13 protein-coding genes are annotated in these 17649 nt (G+C 57.5%); 10 read left to right on the top strand and 3 right to left on the bottom strand.

From position 1 onward, the window contains the following. Positions 1-58: 58 nt before the first annotated feature. From purL to glnB, 5 genes are all read left to right on the top strand, one after another. Entirely contained in the window at positions 59-3949 is a 3891-nt protein-coding gene (gene purL / locus B3041_RS05380) for a phosphoribosylformylglycinamidine synthase (protein ID WP_065648664.1), read from the top strand. Between the two features lie 568 nt (positions 3950-4517). Then, positions 4518-5948: a sensor histidine kinase gene (locus B3041_RS05375; protein WP_292969954.1), complete on the top strand. Its 1431-nt coding sequence runs from the start codon at positions 4518-4520 to the stop codon at positions 5946-5948. Continuing rightward, a complete protein-coding gene (qseG, locus tag B3041_RS05370; RefSeq protein WP_065648667.1) occupies positions 5945-6619 on the top strand; it encodes a two-component system QseEF-associated lipoprotein QseG in 675 nt (224 codons plus the stop codon). Before B3041_RS05375 ends, qseG begins: the two co-directional genes overlap by 4 nt. Next, positions 6616-7947: a two-component system response regulator GlrR gene (glrR, locus tag B3041_RS05365; protein ID WP_065648668.1), complete on the top strand. Its 1332-nt coding sequence runs from the start codon at positions 6616-6618 to the stop codon at positions 7945-7947. The genes qseG and glrR overlap by 4 nt, the downstream gene beginning before the upstream one ends. An 81-nt stretch (positions 7948-8028) precedes the next feature. Next, positions 8029-8367: a nitrogen regulatory protein P-II gene (gene glnB / locus B3041_RS05360; RefSeq protein WP_007886217.1), complete on the top strand. Its 339-nt coding sequence runs from the start codon at positions 8029-8031 to the stop codon at positions 8365-8367. A 58-nt stretch (positions 8368-8425) separates the two neighbouring features. On the opposite strand, the gene hmpA is transcribed toward glnB, so the two are convergent. Beyond that, positions 8426-9610, bottom strand: a complete 1185-nt coding sequence (gene hmpA / locus B3041_RS05355) for an NO-inducible flavohemoprotein (protein WP_292969936.1) — start codon at positions 9608-9610, stop codon at positions 8426-8428. A gap of 323 nt (positions 9611-9933) precedes the next feature. On the opposite strand from hmpA, the gene glyA reads away from it, so the two are divergent. Next, complete coding sequence (gene glyA, locus B3041_RS05350; protein ID WP_065648670.1) at positions 9934-11187, top strand: serine hydroxymethyltransferase; 1254 nt, start codon at positions 9934-9936, stop codon at positions 11185-11187. Between the two features lie 166 nt (positions 11188-11353). Continuing rightward, a complete protein-coding gene (locus B3041_RS05345; protein ID WP_292969934.1) occupies positions 11354-12502 on the top strand; it encodes a 3-phenylpropionate MFS transporter in 1149 nt (382 codons plus the stop codon). Here B3041_RS05345 and csiE read toward each other — a convergent pair. Continuing rightward, the gene (gene csiE, locus B3041_RS05340) at positions 12484-13752 is read right to left on the bottom strand and encodes a stationary phase inducible protein CsiE (RefSeq protein ID WP_065648672.1); all 1269 of its coding nucleotides are present in this window, start codon (positions 13750-13752) and stop codon (positions 12484-12486) included. The two genes, B3041_RS05345 and csiE, sit on opposite strands and share 19 nt — an antisense overlap. Before the next feature lie 158 nt (positions 13753-13910). On the opposite strand from csiE, the gene B3041_RS05335 reads away from it, so the two are divergent. The 3 genes from B3041_RS05335 (at position 13911) to B3041_RS05325 (ending at position 16706) form a co-directional block, all read left to right on the top strand. Further along, complete coding sequence (locus B3041_RS05335; protein WP_292969933.1) at positions 13911-14537, top strand: DUF1007 family protein; 627 nt, start codon at positions 13911-13913, stop codon at positions 14535-14537. Next, a complete protein-coding gene (locus B3041_RS05330) occupies positions 14528-15502 on the top strand; it encodes a nickel/cobalt transporter (protein WP_292969932.1) in 975 nt (324 codons plus the stop codon). The genes B3041_RS05335 and B3041_RS05330 overlap by 10 nt, the downstream gene beginning before the upstream one ends. A gap of 190 nt (positions 15503-15692) precedes the next feature. Beyond that, a complete protein-coding gene (locus B3041_RS05325; RefSeq protein WP_065648675.1) occupies positions 15693-16706 on the top strand; it encodes a TIGR04086 family membrane protein in 1014 nt (337 codons plus the stop codon). Positions 16707-16751: 45 nt separating this feature from the next. Here the strand turns inward: B3041_RS05325 and suhB are convergent, their stop codons facing one another. Then, positions 16752-17555 carry an inositol-1-monophosphatase gene (gene suhB / locus B3041_RS05320; RefSeq protein ID WP_065648676.1) on the bottom strand — a complete coding sequence of 268 codons (804 nt, stop codon included), beginning with the start codon at positions 17553-17555 and terminating at the stop codon, positions 16752-16754. Positions 17556-17649: the final 94 nt, after the last annotated feature.

Here is a 17649-nt window from a genome sequence, read left to right as displayed (position 1 = left end):
TTTTCCCTGTTGCGCCCAATGAAGCGTCGCCCGGCGCTTCGAAGACGAGAGATCTTTAATGATGGAAATTCTGCGTGGTTCGCCCGCTCTGTCAGCATTTCGTGTAAACAAACTGCTGACCCGCTTTCAGAACGCTCATCTGCCGGTGAGTGATATTTACGCCGAGTATGTCCATTTTGCTGATGTTGCTGCACCGCTCAGCGCGGATGAACACGCCCGCCTGCAGCGCCTGCTGAAATATGGCCCTTCTCTCGCTGAACATGCGCCTCAAGGGCGTCTGCTGCTGATTACGCCGCGTCCTGGCACTATCTCTCCCTGGTCATCGAAAGCCACGGACATTGCTCACAACTGCGATTTGCCGCAGGTTAAACGCCTGGAGCGCGGCCTGGCGTTCTATGTTCAGGCGCCGCAGCTGACAGAAACGCAGTGGCAGCAGCTGGCTGGCCTGCTGCACGATCGCATGATGGAGTGCGTATTCAGCGACCTGCAGGCAGCAGAGCAGCTGTTTGCTCATCACACGCCGCAGCCGCTGCAGAGCGTTGATGTGCTGGGAACCGGACGTCAGGCGCTGGAGCAGGCGAATACCACGCTGGGGCTGGCGCTGGCAGATGATGAAATAGACTATCTGCTGGATGCTTTTACCCGTCTGGGTCGCAACCCTAATGACATTGAGCTCTATATGTTTGCACAGGCGAACTCAGAGCACTGCCGTCACAAAATTTTCAACGCTGACTGGATCATTGATGGCGAAAAACAGCCCAAGTCGCTGTTTAAGATGATCAAGAATACGTTTGAGCAGCATCCCGATCACGTGCTGTCAGCCTATAAAGACAACGCTGCCGTGATGGAAGGATCAGACGTTGGTCGCTTCTACGCTGATGCACAGCAGGGCGAATACGCTTTCCATCAGGAAGCCGCGCATATTCTGATGAAAGTAGAGACGCATAACCATCCCACCGCTATTTCTCCCTGGCCGGGTGCAGCGACCGGCTCGGGCGGTGAAATTCGCGATGAAGGCGCAACCGGGCGTGGCGCCAAACCGAAAGCGGGTCTGACCGGCTTTTCCGTTTCCGATCTGCGCATTCCGGGCTTTGAGCAGCCGTGGGAAGAGGATTTCGGCAAGCCGGATCGTATTGTTACCGCGCTGGATATCATGACTGAAGGTCCGCTGGGTGGCGCAGCGTTTAACAACGAATTTGGCCGTCCGGCGCTGAACGGTTACTTCCGTACCTATGAAGAGCAGGTTAACAGTCATAACGGCGTTGAACTGCGCGGCTACCATAAGCCAATTATGCTGGCAGGCGGTATCGGTAATATTCGTGCAGACCACGTGCAGAAAGGCGAGATTGTCGTGGGGGCCAAACTGATCGTCCTGGGCGGGCCGGCGATGAACATCGGCCTCGGCGGCGGTGCAGCGTCATCCATGGCCTCCGGTCAGTCAGATGCCGACCTCGATTTTGCGTCAGTGCAGCGCGACAATCCGGAAATGGAGCGCCGCTGTCAGGAAGTGATCGACCGCTGCTGGCAGCTGGGCGAAGCCAACCCGATTCTGTTTATCCACGACGTCGGCGCGGGCGGTCTCTCTAACGCCATGCCTGAGCTGGTCAGCGATGGCGGACGCGGCGGTAACTTCAATCTGCGCGACATTCTCAGCGATGAACCTGGCATGAGCCCGCTGGAAGTGTGGTGTAACGAGTCGCAGGAGCGCTATGTGCTGGCCGTGGCGCCAGAGAAACTGGCGCTGTTTGATGAGCTGTGCCAGCGCGAGCGCGCCCCGTATGCGGTGATTGGTGAAGCTACCGAAGAGCAGCACCTGTCGCTGAGCGACAGCCATTTTGACAACAAGCCCATCGACATGCCGCTGGATGTTCTGCTGGGCAAAACGCCTAAAATGACGCGTGATGTCACGCGGCAGCAGGCAAAAGGCGATGCGCTGCAGCGTAGCGGCATCACAATTGCTGACGCGGTTAACCGCGTGCTGCATCTGCCTGCGGTGGCTGAGAAAACGTTTCTTATCACCATCGGCGACCGGTCGGTGACCGGTATGGTGGCGCGCGATCAGATGGTCGGACCCTGGCAGATCCCGGTTGCGAACTGCGCCGTGACCACGGCCAGCCTCGACAGCTATCACGGCGAAGCCTTTGCCTTAGGTGAGCGCGCGCCGGTCGCACTGCTGGATTTTGCAGCCTCCGGGCGTCTGGCAGTAGGCGAAGCCCTGACTAACCTGGCTGCTACTGCAATTGGCTCGCTGAAGCGCGTGAAGCTGTCCGCGAACTGGATGGCAGCAGCGGGACACCCGGGTGAGGATGCCGGCCTGTATGAAGCGGTTAAAGCCGTTGGTGAAGAACTCTGCCCGGCGCTGGGGATCACTATTCCGGTTGGCAAAGACTCAATGTCGATGAAAACCCGCTGGCAGCAGGGCAATGAGGAGCGTGAAATGACCTCGCCGCTCTCGCTGGTGATCACCGCTTTTGCGCGCGTGGAAGATGTCCGGCGTACCGTAACGCCGCAGCTGCAGGCGGATCAGGATAACCTGCTGCTGCTGGCAGACCTCGGCAACGGAGCCAATACGCTGGGTGCAACCGCGCTGTCGCAGGTCTATCGTCAGCTGGGCGATAAGCCGGCTGACGTGCGCGATGCCGCACAGCTGGCGGGCTTCTTTAATGCTATCCAGACGCTGGTCAGCGAACAGAAGCTGCTGGCCTACCACGACCGTTCCGACGGCGGCCTGCTGGTGACGCTGGCAGAGATGGCCTTTACCGGCCACTGCGGTATTGAGGCGGATATCGCCGCGCTGGGCAGCGATGCGCTGGCGGCGCTGTTCACCGAAGAGCTGGGCGCGGTGCTGCAGATTAACGCAGCCGATCTGGCGGCGGTAGAGCAGGTATTTGCTGACCACGGTTTGCGCAGCGCGCTGCACGTGATTGGTAAGGCGCTGCCGGGCGACCGTTTTGTGATCCGCGCCGGCGAGCATCCGGTCTACAGCGAAAGCCGCACAACGCTGCGTACCTGGTGGGCCGAAACCACCTGGCAGATGCAGCGCCTGCGTGATAACCCGGCCTGTGCCGATCAGGAGCATGAAGCGAAGCAAAACGACAGCGATCCGGGTCTGAACGTTCAGCTGACCTTCCGTCCGGAAGAGGATGTGGCTGCACCGATGATCGCCACAGGCGTGCGTCCGCGCATCGCCGTACTGCGCGAGCAGGGCGTTAACTCGCACGTTGAGATGGCAGCGGCGTTCCATCGCGCCGGCTTTACCGCCGTGGATGTGCACATGAGCGATCTGCTGGCGGGCCGTCGCGGTCTGGAAGAGTTCCATGCGCTGGTGGCGTGCGGCGGCTTCTCTTACGGTGACGTACTGGGTGCCGGCGAAGGCTGGGCAAAATCGATTCTGTTTAACGGGCGCGTGCGTGATGAGTTTGAAAACTTCTTCCATCGTCCGCAGACGCTGGCGCTGGGGGTTTGCAACGGCTGTCAGATGATGTCAAACCTGCGCGAAGTGATCCCCGGCAGCGAGCTGTGGCCGCGTTTTGTGCGCAATCAGTCTGAGCGTTTTGAGGCGCGTTTCAGCCTGGTGGAAGTGGCGGCCAGCCCGTCGCTGCTGCTGGAAGGGATGGCGGGTTCACGCATGCCGATCGCGGTATCGCACGGTGAAGGCTTTGTTGAAGTGCGTGATGGCGCCCATCTGGCCGCGCTGGAAGCAAAAGGCCTGGTCGCACTGCGCTTCACGGATAACTTCGGTAACGTGACCGAAAACTATCCGGCTAACCCGAACGGCTCGCCAAATGGCATCACGGCAGTGACGAACGAAAGCGGTCGCGTCACGATCATGATGCCGCATCCGGAGCGCGTCTTCCGCACCGTCAGCAACTCCTGGCATCCGGCGGAGTGGGGTGAAGACAGCCCGTGGATGCGCATTTTCCGCAATGCGCGTAAACAGCTGGGCTGATCTGCATTTCGCAGCAGGCAGATGAAAGAAACCACAAAGCCGCCGCAGGGCGGCTTTTTTGCAGGATTCAGGGCACGTGTCGCGATATACCGACAAATGAGCGACTGTACTGTCGCTATCAGGAGACACTTAACGCCCTGATTTTTATGATTAAGAAAAAACCTGACGAAATGCGTCGCTAAGCAGAGACACTTCTGCGCCGTCAGCAGGCTGCTTTCGTGATCCGGACGCCATTTTCCCTGGTGTATCTCTGATAAATAAAGAGATTTAAAAAGTGGCACGATAGTTGCTATAATTAGCGCGTGGCTCATTCGCCTGTCTGTGATTGCCCCGTACTTTACGGCAGAGCTCACAGAACCCTGAATGACGCACCAAACGGAGCCTGCCGTCCACCTGACCGATAATCGCCTGCATTGCAGCGTTATCAAGCATCGGACGTAACGTTGAGTTAGGCTCCACCTCTTCTGAGCGGCAGACCTTCGGGTCTGCCGTTTGCATTTCCGGCTTTCTAAGCGCGCCAGAGTTAGCTAGCATGCCTGCAGCACCCTATTTGCGAGAGCGCGGCAGTATGAGATGGCGTCTGTTTCCCCGATCCCTGCGACAACTGGTCCTGATGGCATTTTTACTGGTGCTGCTGCCGCTGCTGGTGCTGGCGTGGCAGGCGTGGGAAAGCCTGTCAGCGCTCAGTAATCAGGCCGCCGATACGAACCGCAATACCTTTACCGACGTGCGGCGCAGCGAGGCGATGGCCCGCACCGCGCTGGAGCTTGAACGCAGCTATCGTCAATACTGCGTACTGGGTGATGCTGCGCTGATAAAGCTCTATACCACGCAGTGGACCCGCTACGGGCAGATGCTGAACAGCCATGCGGCCAGTCTGCCGGAACTGCCCACCTTTACCCTGTTGCGCGGCACGCTGCCGCAGCTCGCCACAGCCGCCTGCGAAAATGGCACGCCTTCGGCGTCCGGAGCCGCTGCGCTGGATCGCTTTTCGGACGCTAACGCGCGTATGGTACAGGCGACGCGCGAGGTGGTGTTTTCCCGCGGGCTGCAACTGCAGCGTGATATCGCCGAGCGCGGCCAGTTCTTTGGCTGGCAGGCGCTGATCCTGTTTCTGATTACATTGATGCTGGTCCTGCTGTTTACCGGCATGATTATCGGACCGGTAAAGCGTGTGGAGCAGATGATCAACCGGCTGGGAGAAGGGCAGTCGCTGGAAAACAACGTCAGCTTTCGCGGACCGCGTGAGTTGCGCTCGCTGGGGCAGCGTATTGCGTGGCTTAGCGAGCGGCTGAGCTGGCTGGAGGCGCAGCGACATGAGTTTTTACGTCATCTTTCGCATGAGCTCAAAACGCCGCTCGCCAGCCTGCGTGAAGGGACCGAGCTGCTGGCCGATGGCATTGCCGGGCCGCTTAATGCAGAGCAGCAGGAAATCGTCGCTATTCTGGACAGCAGCAGCCGCCATCTGCAGCGTCTGATTGAACAGCTGCTGGATTACAACCGCAAGCTGAACGAGATGCCGCTCAGCCCGGAACCGGTCGCGCTGGATGCGATCGTGACTGCTGTGACCCGCATACATTCCCTGCCAGCCAGCGCCCGGCAAATAAAAACGCACGTTGATCTGCAGGCCACCTCCTGTCTGGCAGAAGCGACACTGCTGCAGCGCGTTATTGACAACCTCTACTCGAACGCCGTGAACTATGGGCGTGAATCCGGTAACATCTGGCTGCGCAGCCAGCAAAAAGGCGATCGGGTGTGGATTGACGTAGCGAACAGCGGTATCCCGATCCCGCCAGAGGAGCAGGCGATGATCTTTGAACCCTTCTATCAGGGCAGCCGGCAGCGGCAGGGGCCCGTAAAAGGCAGCGGTCTGGGCCTGAGCATTGCGAAAGATTGCCTGCGTCGCATGCAGGGCGATCTGCAGCTGGTCAGCCACAAAGAGGCAGATGTCTGCTTTCGCATTATTTTACCCGCCAGCGCCAGGAAGCCTGAACCATGAAACGCCTTATCAGACACGCACTTCTGAGCGTACTTATTTTGAGTGGCGTGAGCGCCTGCCAGCCGCATGCGGTGCCTGTGCCACAGCGTGAGCGGGTGAGCGTTGCTGAGCCCGCTACCCGGCTGCCTGACTACCTGACGACCGCCTGTCAATACGTATGGCCTGCGGAAACCTCAGCGGCGGTAAATAATCCGCTTTACTGGCAGCGTGCGATTGATTGCAGTGAACGTTTTACGGCCACGGAGGCCCGCGCGGAGGCGCGCCGCTGGCCGGTGCAGAACTGGGCGCGTGCCTTTAAGCAGGGCATCCTGCTGGCGAACGGTAACGTAACGCCGGTTGAGCGCCGGCAGTATATCGCCACGCTCGACAGCTACAGCGCAGACTTTCCCGCAACGGTACGTCCGCTGATCCAGCTGTGGCGCAGTAACCAGGCTGCACAGCTGGAGCTGAGCGCGGCGCGCAGCCGCTACAGCGCGCTGCAGCAGAGTCACGATAGCGAACTGGATGCCCTGCGTCATCAGCAGACCCGGCTGCATCAGGCGCTGAACGACACCCAGCGCAAACTGGAGCGGCTGACCGACATTGAACGCCAGCTCTCAGCGCGTAAAGCGCCGGACAGCAACGATAGCCCGCACAGTGAGGGCGAAACGCAGAGTGAGGAGCAGCCATGAGTTCACGCGCCCGTTTACTGCTGGTGGATGATGACCCCGGCCTGCTGAGGCTGCTCGGTATGCGTCTCACCAGCGAAGGTTTTCAGGTCGCTACCGCCGCCAGCGGAGCTGAAGCGCTGCGTCAGCTGCAGAAAGAGCCGGCTGATGTGGTCATCAGCGATTTGCGGATGGATGAGATGGACGGACTGGCGCTGTTTGGCGAAATTCAGCGGCGTCATGCCGGGCTGCCGGTAATTATCCTGACCGCGCACGGTTCCATACCCGATGCAGTGTCTGCCACGCAGCAGGGCGTGTTCAGTTTTCTTACCAAGCCGGTAGATCGCGACGCGCTGTATAAAGCGATTGATGAGGCGCTGGCGTTGCGTGCCCCGGTCAGTGACGACCGGTGGCGTGAAGCGATTGTCACCCGGAATCCGCTGATGCAGCGGCTGCTGGAGCAGGCGCATATGGTGGCACAGTCGGATGTCTCCGTGCTGATTAATGGTCAGAGCGGCACCGGGAAAGAGGTGCTGGCACAGGCTATCCATGCTGCCAGTCCGCGCGCCGCAAAACCGTTTATCGCCATTAACTGCGGCGCACTGCCGGAGCAGCTGCTGGAGTCAGAGCTGTTTGGTCATGCGCGGGGTGCGTTTACCGGCGCGGTCAGCGCGCGCGAAGGATTATTCCAGGCAGCAGAAGGCGGCACGCTGTTTCTGGATGAGATTGGCGATATGCCGCCGGCGCTGCAGATTAAACTGCTGCGCGTGCTGCAGGAGCGTAAGGTGCGTCCGCTGGGCAGTAACCGGGATGTGGAGATCAACGTCCGTATTCTTTCTGCTACCCACCGCGACCTGCCTAAAGCGATGGAAAAAAAGAGTTTTCGGGAAGATCTCTATTACCGGCTTAATGTCGTGAATCTGAAGATCCCGGCGCTGCACGAGCGCGCTGAAGATATTCCGCTGCTGGCTAATCACTTACTGCGTCAGGCAGCCGAGCGCCATAAACCCTTTGTACGCAGCTTCTCCGCGGGTGCGATGAAGCGACTGGTCAGCGCCAGCTGGCCGGGTAATGTCCGTCAGCTGGTTAACGTGACTGAGCAGTGCGTCGCGCTGACCGTTGCACCCGTCATTGGCGAGGCGCTGGTGGAGCAGGCGCTGGCGGGTGAGAACACCGCGCTGCCCACCTTTGCTGAGGCGCGCAATCAGTTTGAACTTAATTATCTGCGCAAGCTGCTGCAGATGACCAAAGGCAATGTTACGCATGCCGCGCGTCTTGCTGGACGCAACCGTACCGAATTCTATAAGCTACTCTCTCGTCATGAGCTGGATGCCAGCGACTTTAAAGCGTAGTTTGCCGCGTCACCGGCGCCGTTAGCGATATATACTTTCTGTTATCCGTCCGTCATGGAGGGAGCAAAAAAGGGATCTGCGATGAAAAAGATCGATGCAATTATTAAACCATTTAAACTTGATGACGTGCGTGAAGCGCTGGCGGAAGTCGGCATCACCGGGATGACGGTGAGCGAAGTCAAAGGCTTCGGACGTCAGAAAGGCCACACTGAACTCTATCGTGGCGCAGAATATATGGTCGATTTTCTGCCTAAGGTAAAAATCGAGATGGTCGTGGGCGATGATATCGTTGATACCTGCGTAGAAACCATCATGAAAACGGCGCAGACCGGCAAAATCGGCGACGGTAAAATTTTCGTGTTTGACGTGGCCCGCGTGGTGCGCATTCGTACCGGCGAAGAGGATGAAGAGGCGATCTGATCGTCTGCTCTGCATTACAGTAAAAGCCTGCCAGCCGCAGGCTTTTTTATTGTTGCGGTTACAGCACCTTATGCGGGCCGAAAACCTCATAGTGGATACGGTCCGTGGTGACGCCTGCGTCCAGCAGCTGGCGAGCAACAAACTGCATAAACGGCAGCGGGCCGCAGAGCCAGAACTCACGGTCCGGCTGGCTCAGTTCCGCTGAGACGCAGGCCAGATCCATCACGCCCCCGGCATCATACTGACCGGCATCGTCGCTGGCAGGCTGGCGATACCAGACATGGCTGCAAAAATGCGACAGGGTGGCTCCCAGCGTTGCGACCTCCTGCGCAAAGGCGTGCTGCGCGCCATTTTCCGCCGCGTGCAGCCAGGTTACGGCTGCCGGATGCTGCTGCTGCGCCAGCACGGCGAGCATCGCTAACATCGGCGTCTGGCCCACGCCCGCTGAGATCAGCGTGACGGGCGTCGCTGGTTCTGTCTGCAGCACGACATCACCCGCCGGCGCGCTGCACTGCACAATATCTCCTACCCGGGCGCAGTCGTGCAGCCAGCCGGACACGGTGCCGTGCGCTTCACGTTTGACCGCAATTCGATAGCCTTTGCCGTCAGGCGCGTGCGTCAGCGAGTACTGACGATGCTGCATAAATCCATTTTCTGTCAGACGCAGGCTGAGCGTCAGGTATTGTCCCGGCAGGAAACCGGCTACCGGCTGTCCGTCATTGGGCACCAGCTCCAGACTGGTGATCACGCTGCTCTCCGGCGTGATACGGCGGATACGGAAATCACGCAGGCCACGCCAGCCACCGGTTTTCTGTTCTGATGCCTGGTAAATGGCTTCTTCGCGCTGAATAAAAACCTGTGCCAGCAGCGCATACGCTTTGCCCCATGCCGCAAGCACCTCATCCCCGGGGTTCAGCTGCTCCTTAATGGTATCCAGCAGCGTCGCACCGACCAGATCATACTGTTCAGGCCGGATATTCAGGCTGGCGTGCTTCTGCGCAATTTTTTCTACCGCCGGCAGCAGTGCAGGTAAATCTTCCAGGTGGGTGGCGTAAGCGCAAATCGCATTAAACAGGGCTTCACGCTGATCGCCGCTGCGCTGGTTATTCATATTAAATACGTTTTTCAGTTCAGGGTGATCGTTCAGCAACTTGTGGTAAAAACAGCCGGTAAGAGCAGGCCCCATCTTTGCAATAGCGGGCACAGAAGAGTGAATAGTCGCGATAGTCTGAGCGTCAAGCATGGTGTGTTCCTCAGCGGATAACTTAAAAGATGTATTTTAAATGCATCTTATGCTGCGCGCGTCCGGCTGTAAACCGGATGCAACGGGTTTTATCGCAAAGCGGATCCATATTCCGTGCGATTCAGGCTTATCTTTCGGACCCTCACGCCATTTTTCTGCGCATCGCTGAAGCGTAAAAAAGCCGTTCCAGCGGCCTGCCAATCGTTTGCGTAAAAAGAGCGCCCTGGCGCTATCGTCCCCTGGCAAAACCGTTTACACTGTTGGCCTTCGCCCCTAAGCGGGGGCTTAAATTGCCGTTAAAGTTGCTGAGTCAGGAGATGCGGATGTTAAAGCGTGATATGAACATTGCCGATTATGATGCCGATTTGTGGCAGGCTATGGAGCAGGAGAAAGTGCGTCAGGAAGAGCATATTGAACTGATCGCTTCAGAAAACTACACCAGCCCGCGCGTTATGCAGGCGCAAGGTTCACAGCTCACCAATAAATACGCGGAAGGGTATCCGGGCAAGCGCTACTACGGCGGCTGTGAATATGTTGATATCGTTGAGCAGCTGGCTATCGACCGTGCAAAAGCGCTGTTTGGTGCAGATTTTGCCAACGTTCAGCCTCACTCTGGTTCTCAGGCAAACTTTGCTGTTTACACTGCGCTGCTGCAGCCGGGCGACACCATCCTCGGGATGAATCTGGCGCACGGTGGTCACCTGACCCACGGTTCACCGGTCAACCTCTCTGGTAAACTTTACAACGTTATTCCCTATGGCATCGATGAAACCGGCAAAATCAACTATGACGAACTGGCCGAACTGGCACAGACGCATAAGCCAAAAATGATCATCGGCGGTTTCTCTGCTTACTCCGGCGTCTGCGACTGGGCAAAAATGCGTGAAATCGCTGACAGCATCGGTGCCTGGCTGTTTGTGGATATGGCTCACGTGGCAGGCCTGGTGGCGGCTGATGTGTATCCTAACCCGGTTCCGCATGCGCATGTCGTTACCACGACTACGCACAAAACGCTGGCGGGTCCGCGTGGCGGCCTGATCCTGGCGAAAGGTGAAGATGAGGATCTGTTCAAGAAGCTCAACTCTGCTGTTTTCCCTGGCGGACAGGGCGGCCCATTGATGCATGTCATCGCTGGCAAAGCTGTGGCATTCAAAGAGGCGATGGAGCCGGAGTTCAAAACCTATCAGCAGCAGGTCGCTAAAAACGCTAAAGCGATGGTGGAAGTCCTGCTGGAGCGCGGTTACAACATCGTTTCCGGCGGTACGTATAACCATCTGTTCCTGATCGATCTGGTGAGCAAAGGCCTGACCGGTAAAGAAGCGGATGCCGCGCTGGGACGTGCAAATATCACCGTGAACAAAAACAGCGTGCCAAACGATCCGAAAAGCCCGTTTGTGACCTCTGGCGTGCGCATCGGTACACCAGCGGTAACCCGTCGCGGCTTCAAAGAGGCGGATGTGCGTGAGCTGGCTGGCTGGATCGCTGACGTGCTGGATGATGTGAATGATGAAGCCACCATCGAACGCACCAAACAGAAAGTGCTCGATATCTGTGCCCGTCTGCCCGTTTATGCCTGACAGGTTTTAACGGATGAAAAAAGGATGGCTCCGGCCATCCTTTTTTATTTGTGTGCTTTCCACCGCTTAGCGCACAATTGATCCGCTCTGCGGGTTTATTTTTGGCCGGTGCTTTGCCACAGTAGCGCCCAAATCGCAGTCAGTGGCGCGCGCCACAGGAGAGAGCATGACCATCGCATCAGCCAGGTGGCTGGGACTGAGCTATTTCACCTACTTTTTTTGCTACGGCATCTATTTACCTTTCTGGAGTGTCTGGCTGCAGGGCAGCGGCCTGGATGCGGAAAAAATCGGCCTGCTGCTCGGTTGCGGCATGGTGGCTCGTTTTGCCGGCAGTCTGCTTATCGCCTCGCAGGTTAAAAATCCGGCGCAGCTGATTGTCGCGCTGCGGCTGCTGGCGCTTCTGACCGCACTGTTCGCCCTCGGCTTCTGGTTCGGCGGTCAGTGGCTCTGGCTGCTGCTGGTCATGGTGGGATTCAATCTGTTTTTCTCCCCGCTGGTGCCGCTGAGCGATGCGCTGGCGGCCACCTGGACGCGCCAGATTGGGCTGGCCTACGGCCCGGTGCGGCTATGGGGATCGCTGGCGTTTGTCATCAGCTCGGCGCTTACCGGCATGCTGGTCAGCGCTTACTCTTATCAGGCGATTTTGCTGCTGCTGAGCCTGGGCGTGATGGCCATGCTGAGCGGTATGCTGCTGCCACCGCAGACGCGTCCGCAGGGTGATGCGCGACAGGGTGCCAGCGGAGGCTGGGCAGCGTGGCGCGACCTGCTGCGGGAAAACAGCGTCTGGCGTTTTATGATCTGCGTTACGCTGCTGCAGGGCGCACATGCCGCCTATTACAGCTTCAGTGCCATCTGGTGGCAGCAGGCGGGCTACTCTGCCTCTGTGGTGGGGTATCTGTGGTCGCTTGGCGTGGTGGCGGAGATCGTGGTGTTTGCACTCAGCAGCCGGTTATTCAGACGCTGGAGCGCGCGCGATCTGCTGCTGCTTTCCGGCGTCTGCGCACTGATCCGCTGGACGCTGCTCGGGGCCACGACCGCGCTGTCGCTACTGGTTGTTGCTCAGATTTTGCACTGCGGCAGTTTTACCGTCTGTCATCTGGCGGCGATGCGCTTTATCGCTGCACGCAAAGGCACAGAGGTGATCCGCCTGCAGTCGCTCTACTCGGCGCTGGCAATGGGCGGCGGCATCGCCGTGATGACCATGATCTGCGGCGTCCTGTTTGCACATCTGCAGGGGCATCTGTTCTGGGTGATGGCACTGGTTGCGCTGCCGGCACTGTTCCTGCGCCCTGCAGCTCAGAACTCCAGCAACTGAAGAATGCGCTGCTGCTGATGATCGCTCAGCGGCAGCTCTGCGTGGATCAGCGGCGGCGAAAAGAGCGGCAGTGAAATGGCATAGGGGGTGACCACCAGCGCCACATCGCGCGGTGCACCCTCACGCTGAAAGTGCAGCATATCCTGATAGGTAATATTGATCGGCAGCAGCGTCATGTCGCGCAACTGCTGCTCCAGCAGCTGCTCCAGCGCAGCGTCCACGCCGGTCAGCAGCAGAACCTGCTTCTCCTGCAGCGCACTCTCCTGCATCATCCAGGCACCAAACAGCACGGCGACCAGGCTTGTCTCCTCGGCGCTGAACTGCGTGCCAAAGTCGCTGCTGAAATGGTACAGCGCGCGCTCGGTGGTGCGCATCAGTCGCGGATAGAGCCGCGCCACATCCAGCGCAACGCTGTTATCTATGCCAATCGAGAAATGGCTGCGGTCCAGCGCCTGCGCCAGGTGGGTATAGAGCTGTATCTTTAACTCATGCTGGTTGCGGATGCGCGTTTTTGCCAGCTGCTCAAAACGCGCAATCAGCGCCTCTGTGGCGCTCATCAACCGGCGCGCCTGCGGCGCACTCAGCTGCGTGGCATCAGGGGCGTGGATCAGGCTGAACAGCAGCGTCCAGAAGTCGGTTTCGCTGGCATCAGGCATCAGGTGGCAGCGTTTCTGCCAGTGGTGGATAACATCATCTGCTGCGATACGCTCCGCTTTCTCTGACAGCCAGCTGCGCTGGCGCTCATTGAACAACGCCGCCTGACGCTGACAAAGGGCATATTTCATAAAAATAAGCAGAAAAAGCCGATCGCGTGGAGAAAAGTTGCGCATCAGCCGCAGGCTGCAGTGCTGGATCAGCGCCTGCAGGTTGATCTCATCCCACAGCGCTTTTTCAATCTTCAGCACTTTAAGTCGCTGGCGCAGTGCAGGAACAAAATGGTCGCAGACAAACGCCTGCGACAGACGCAGCGCGCGTCGCAGCCAGTGGATCAGGCAGAGTCTTCTGTCCAGTTCCGTACCGTGAATGCGAAAGCTGCCATCCACCATCTGATGTAGTTCCAGCTGATGAAAGCGCTGTATCTCATCACCCACATCCGCGATATCCTGACGGGCAACCGCAGGATCAACGCCGTTCAGCTGGCACAGTTTTTCGAGCGTCAGGGCGGGAGCGGGCAGAAATAACAGCAGTAACAGATGGCAACGTCGCTGGGAACGGCTGAAGAGTGGTGCTGTAGCAGGCGCAAAACTCATCACGTATTTTATCCGCAGCTCATTTTTCAGCTAAGAATAGCTAATATCGCGCTGAAATTACGCCATCAGTACAGACTTTTACTCAGAGCTTCAGGGCGGGTCACAGTTTTTTTCGGACCACGTAAACCTTTACCTTATAAATTGTTACTTTATAACATATGAAAATTGCGCTTTTACTGGTTACGCTGTTTTTCTCCGCTGCAGGTGCCTGTCATCCGCACAGTTTTATTGCGATGAAAGCAGAGCTGACAGGCGAAAACGATCGGCTGACCGGCATAAAAATGGTCTGGACGATGGATGAAATAACTTCCGCTGACCTGCTGTATGACGCCGGAAATGCTGAACCGGGTGACGTGGTATGGAAAAAGCTGGCGGCTCAGGTCATGGCTAACGTGCTGGGCCAGCACTATTTTACCGAGCTGTGGCAAGCGAAAACGCGGATGAAATTTCTCAATCTGCCACAGGAGTATCATTTGTCGCGTAACGGACATAAGGCCGTACTGGAATTTATTATGCCGCTGGGCGAGCCGCAGCCGCTGGCCGGAAAGCGTTATCGTATGCTGACGTTTGACCCCAGCTACTTTGTTGATATGCAGTATGAGAATGCACAGGATATTGCCATGGATGAGAATGTAAAGGCGCACTGCCAGCTGGCACTGACTACACCCCAGCCGGATGCTTCGCTGCAGCAGTACGCGCTCTCGCTGGATAAAGCTGACGCGCCGCCGGAAGAGATGGATCTGGGCCGACAGTTTGCTCAGACGGTGACGCTGATATGTCGCTGAATACCTCGCTTTCAGTCCGGCGTCGCTGGCCGCTGCCCGCCGCCATAATGCTGCTGCTGATCGCGATGCTGCTCTGGCACGCCTGGCCGCAGATCCTGCTGCAGAGTGTACTCTGGCAAAAAGTGCTTAATCAGGCAATGACACAGCTGCTGCAGCAGGTGGCGGCACAGCCACATCAGGCAGGGCTAACATTATTGCTGCTGAGCCTGGCGTATGGCGTGCTGCACGCGCTGGGGCCGGGACACGGCAAAGTGGTGATCGCCACTTTTTTAGCGACGCACCCGACACAGTTACGCACCAGCATCCGGCTGACTCTGCTGGCTGCACTGCTGCAGGGCGGTGTGGCGGTCGCTCTGGTCACGCTGATGCTGGTGGTACTGCAGACCTCATCGCGCCAGCTTCATCTCAGCAGCTACTGGCTGGAAAAAGGGAGTTATCTGCTGGTGATAGCGCTGGGTGGCTGGCTGGGCTGGCGCGCCGTGCAATCGCTGCGGTCAGCCCTGCGTCCGGCAGCAGGCGGGCAGATCCACGCGGTACATCCGCAGCATCAGCATGAGGCAGGTTGCGCGTGTGGCCATGCGCATGTGCCGGATGCGCGTCAGCTGGCACAGGCGGTGGACGTCAGGACGCAGCTGCTGCTGGTGCTCTCAATGGGGCTGCGCCCCTGTTCCGGAGCGCTGATGATGCTGTTATTCGCGAAAGTGATTAATGTCTATCTGTGGGGCGTGGCCGCCGCGCTGGCGATGGCGCTGGGTACCGCACTGACGGTCTCGCTGCTGGGCATTGTGGTTCAGCGTTCACGCCTGCTGGCCGCCAGAGTGAGCCGGTCAGCGTCGGATCAAAAACGGACCGCCATCCTGATAGCGCTATTGATGTTACTGGGCGCCATCGCACTGATTCTGGCCGGACTGCTTTTGTGGCAGAGTGCACTACCCGCTGCCGGCGGCGGCCTGCGACCTTTTTAACGTGCTCCATAATAAACATCCGGACGCGTGTAATCGCCCGGATGTTTACGCTTCTTCTGTCTGATAAAAATATCCTGCTGCCCGGCGCTGGTGTAATTAGCATTCTCTGTCTACGCTAAATGACATCAGCTGAGAATTTACTTTTTTAAAATAAACTTTTATCAGTCGTCGTTTTTGCGAGGAAAATACCATGCCTGAAATCCGGACTCATAATGGCATCACGGATACCGTGACCGATACACATACGGGCCTGCCGTTAAAGCGCATTTCCTGGAGTGCAATATTTGCAGGGGTTATTGCTGCGCTTATTGTTCATATATTACTGGGAGTATTAGGAACGGCAATTGGTGCCACGACCATTGATCCGCAGCAGGAGCAGAATCCTCTGGAGCATCTTGGCACGGGCGCACTGATCTGGACCGGTGCCAGCATGCTGATTGCAATGGCGGTAGGTAGCTATATCGCCGGCCGTCTGGCACAGCGTGAAGGTGCACTGCATGGTTTACTGATGTTTGGTGTCAGCACGCTTATTACTCTGTGGCTGGCCTTTTCACTGGCGAGCGGTATTATTGGCGGCGCCTTTAATATTCTGGGTTCAGGTGTAAACGCACTGGGTAATGGTATTTCTTCTGTTGCGCCTTCGCTAACCAATATGGCGAAAGAGAAACTGCAGGAAAATAATATTAACCTCGATGATCTGCAGAATGAGCTGGAAACCACGCTGCGCCAAACCGGCAAGCAGGAATTACAGCCAGAAAATCTGCAGCAGGATGCAAATAGCGAAGCAAATAACGCTGAAAATCAGGCAAAAAATACGGCACAAAATCCGCAGAATGCGGATGCCGATCTGAGCAACTGGTTTAAAGGTGTGCTGAGCCGTCATTCTGATACGCTGCAGGCTGCTGACCGCGATGCGCTGAAAAACATCATCAAAGCGCGTACCGGTAAGAGCGATCAGGAAGCAGAGCAGATTGTTAACCAGGCAGAGCAGAGCTATCAGCAGGCAATGCAGAAGTATCAGCAGCTGAAGCAGGAAGCGGAGCAAAAAGCGCGTGAAGCTGCAGAACAGGCTGCCGCTGCTACAGCGAAAGCAAGCTGGTTTACCTTCATCATGCTGATTATCGAAGCCGTACTGGCCGCGATTCTGGGTGGTGTGGGTCGTCGCACTCAGCCACGTCAGGTGTTAACGCACGAACGTCGTTAATCCGTACCTTCAAAAAAGGCGGCCCGCGGGCCGCCTTTTTTTTGCTTAGCGCTTCAGCGCTTCGCTCAGCTCTTCGCGCATGTTAGCCAGCATGGCTTTCACAACGCGCGGGTTACCGGCTACAAGATTACCTGAGTGCAGGTAACCGTGGTTGCCGGTGAAGTCGGTAACGAGACCGCCAGCCTCACGTACCAGCAGTTCGCCCGCGGCAAAATCCCATGGCTTCAGGCCAATCTCAAAATAACCATCTACGCGGCCTGCTGCCACATAAGCCAGATCCAGCGCCGCTGAACCGCTGCGACGGAAGTCTGCGCACTGGGTAAACAGTTTGCCAACAATGTTGATATACGGCGTAGCGTGCTGCTTGACCTTGAACGGGAAGCCGGTCGCCAGGATAGTGCCATCCAGATCGCGGGCGTTGCTGCCGCGCAGACGATAGCCATTCAGCTGTGCACCCTGACCGCGTACGGCAGTGAAGAGTTCATTACGCATTGGATCGTAAACCACGGCCACTTCAGTACGGCCTTTAATGCGCACGGCAATAGAGACGGAGAAGTGTGGCAGACGTTTGATGAAGTTGGTGGTGCCATCCAGCGGATCGATTACCCATTGAATGTCCTGATCCTCACCCGCCAGCTCACCGCTCTCTTCGGTGATGATGGTATGTTGTGGGTAAGATTTACGAATCACTTCGATAATCAGGCGTTCTGCGTCGCGGTCAACATTCGTAACGAAGTCGTTGCTGCCTTTCTGGCTGGCTTCGACAGCGTCCGGGGTTTCGTAATTTTTGGCAATTAAATTTCCGGCCTTGCGCGCTGCGCGCACGGCGATGTTGAGCATCGGATGCATCGGTATCTCTCGCTGGATGTTAAAGAACGGGGAAAACGGCGCGGAGTATAACAGCGTGTTCAGCAAATGTCCTGCATTTATGTTAGGATGCGCG

The organism is Pantoea sp. UBA4549 (assembly GCF_002387285.1).
Lineage (GTDB): Bacteria > Pseudomonadota > Gammaproteobacteria > Enterobacterales > Enterobacteriaceae > Pantoea > Pantoea borealis.
This window is presented reverse-complemented; position numbering and strand designations above follow the sequence as displayed.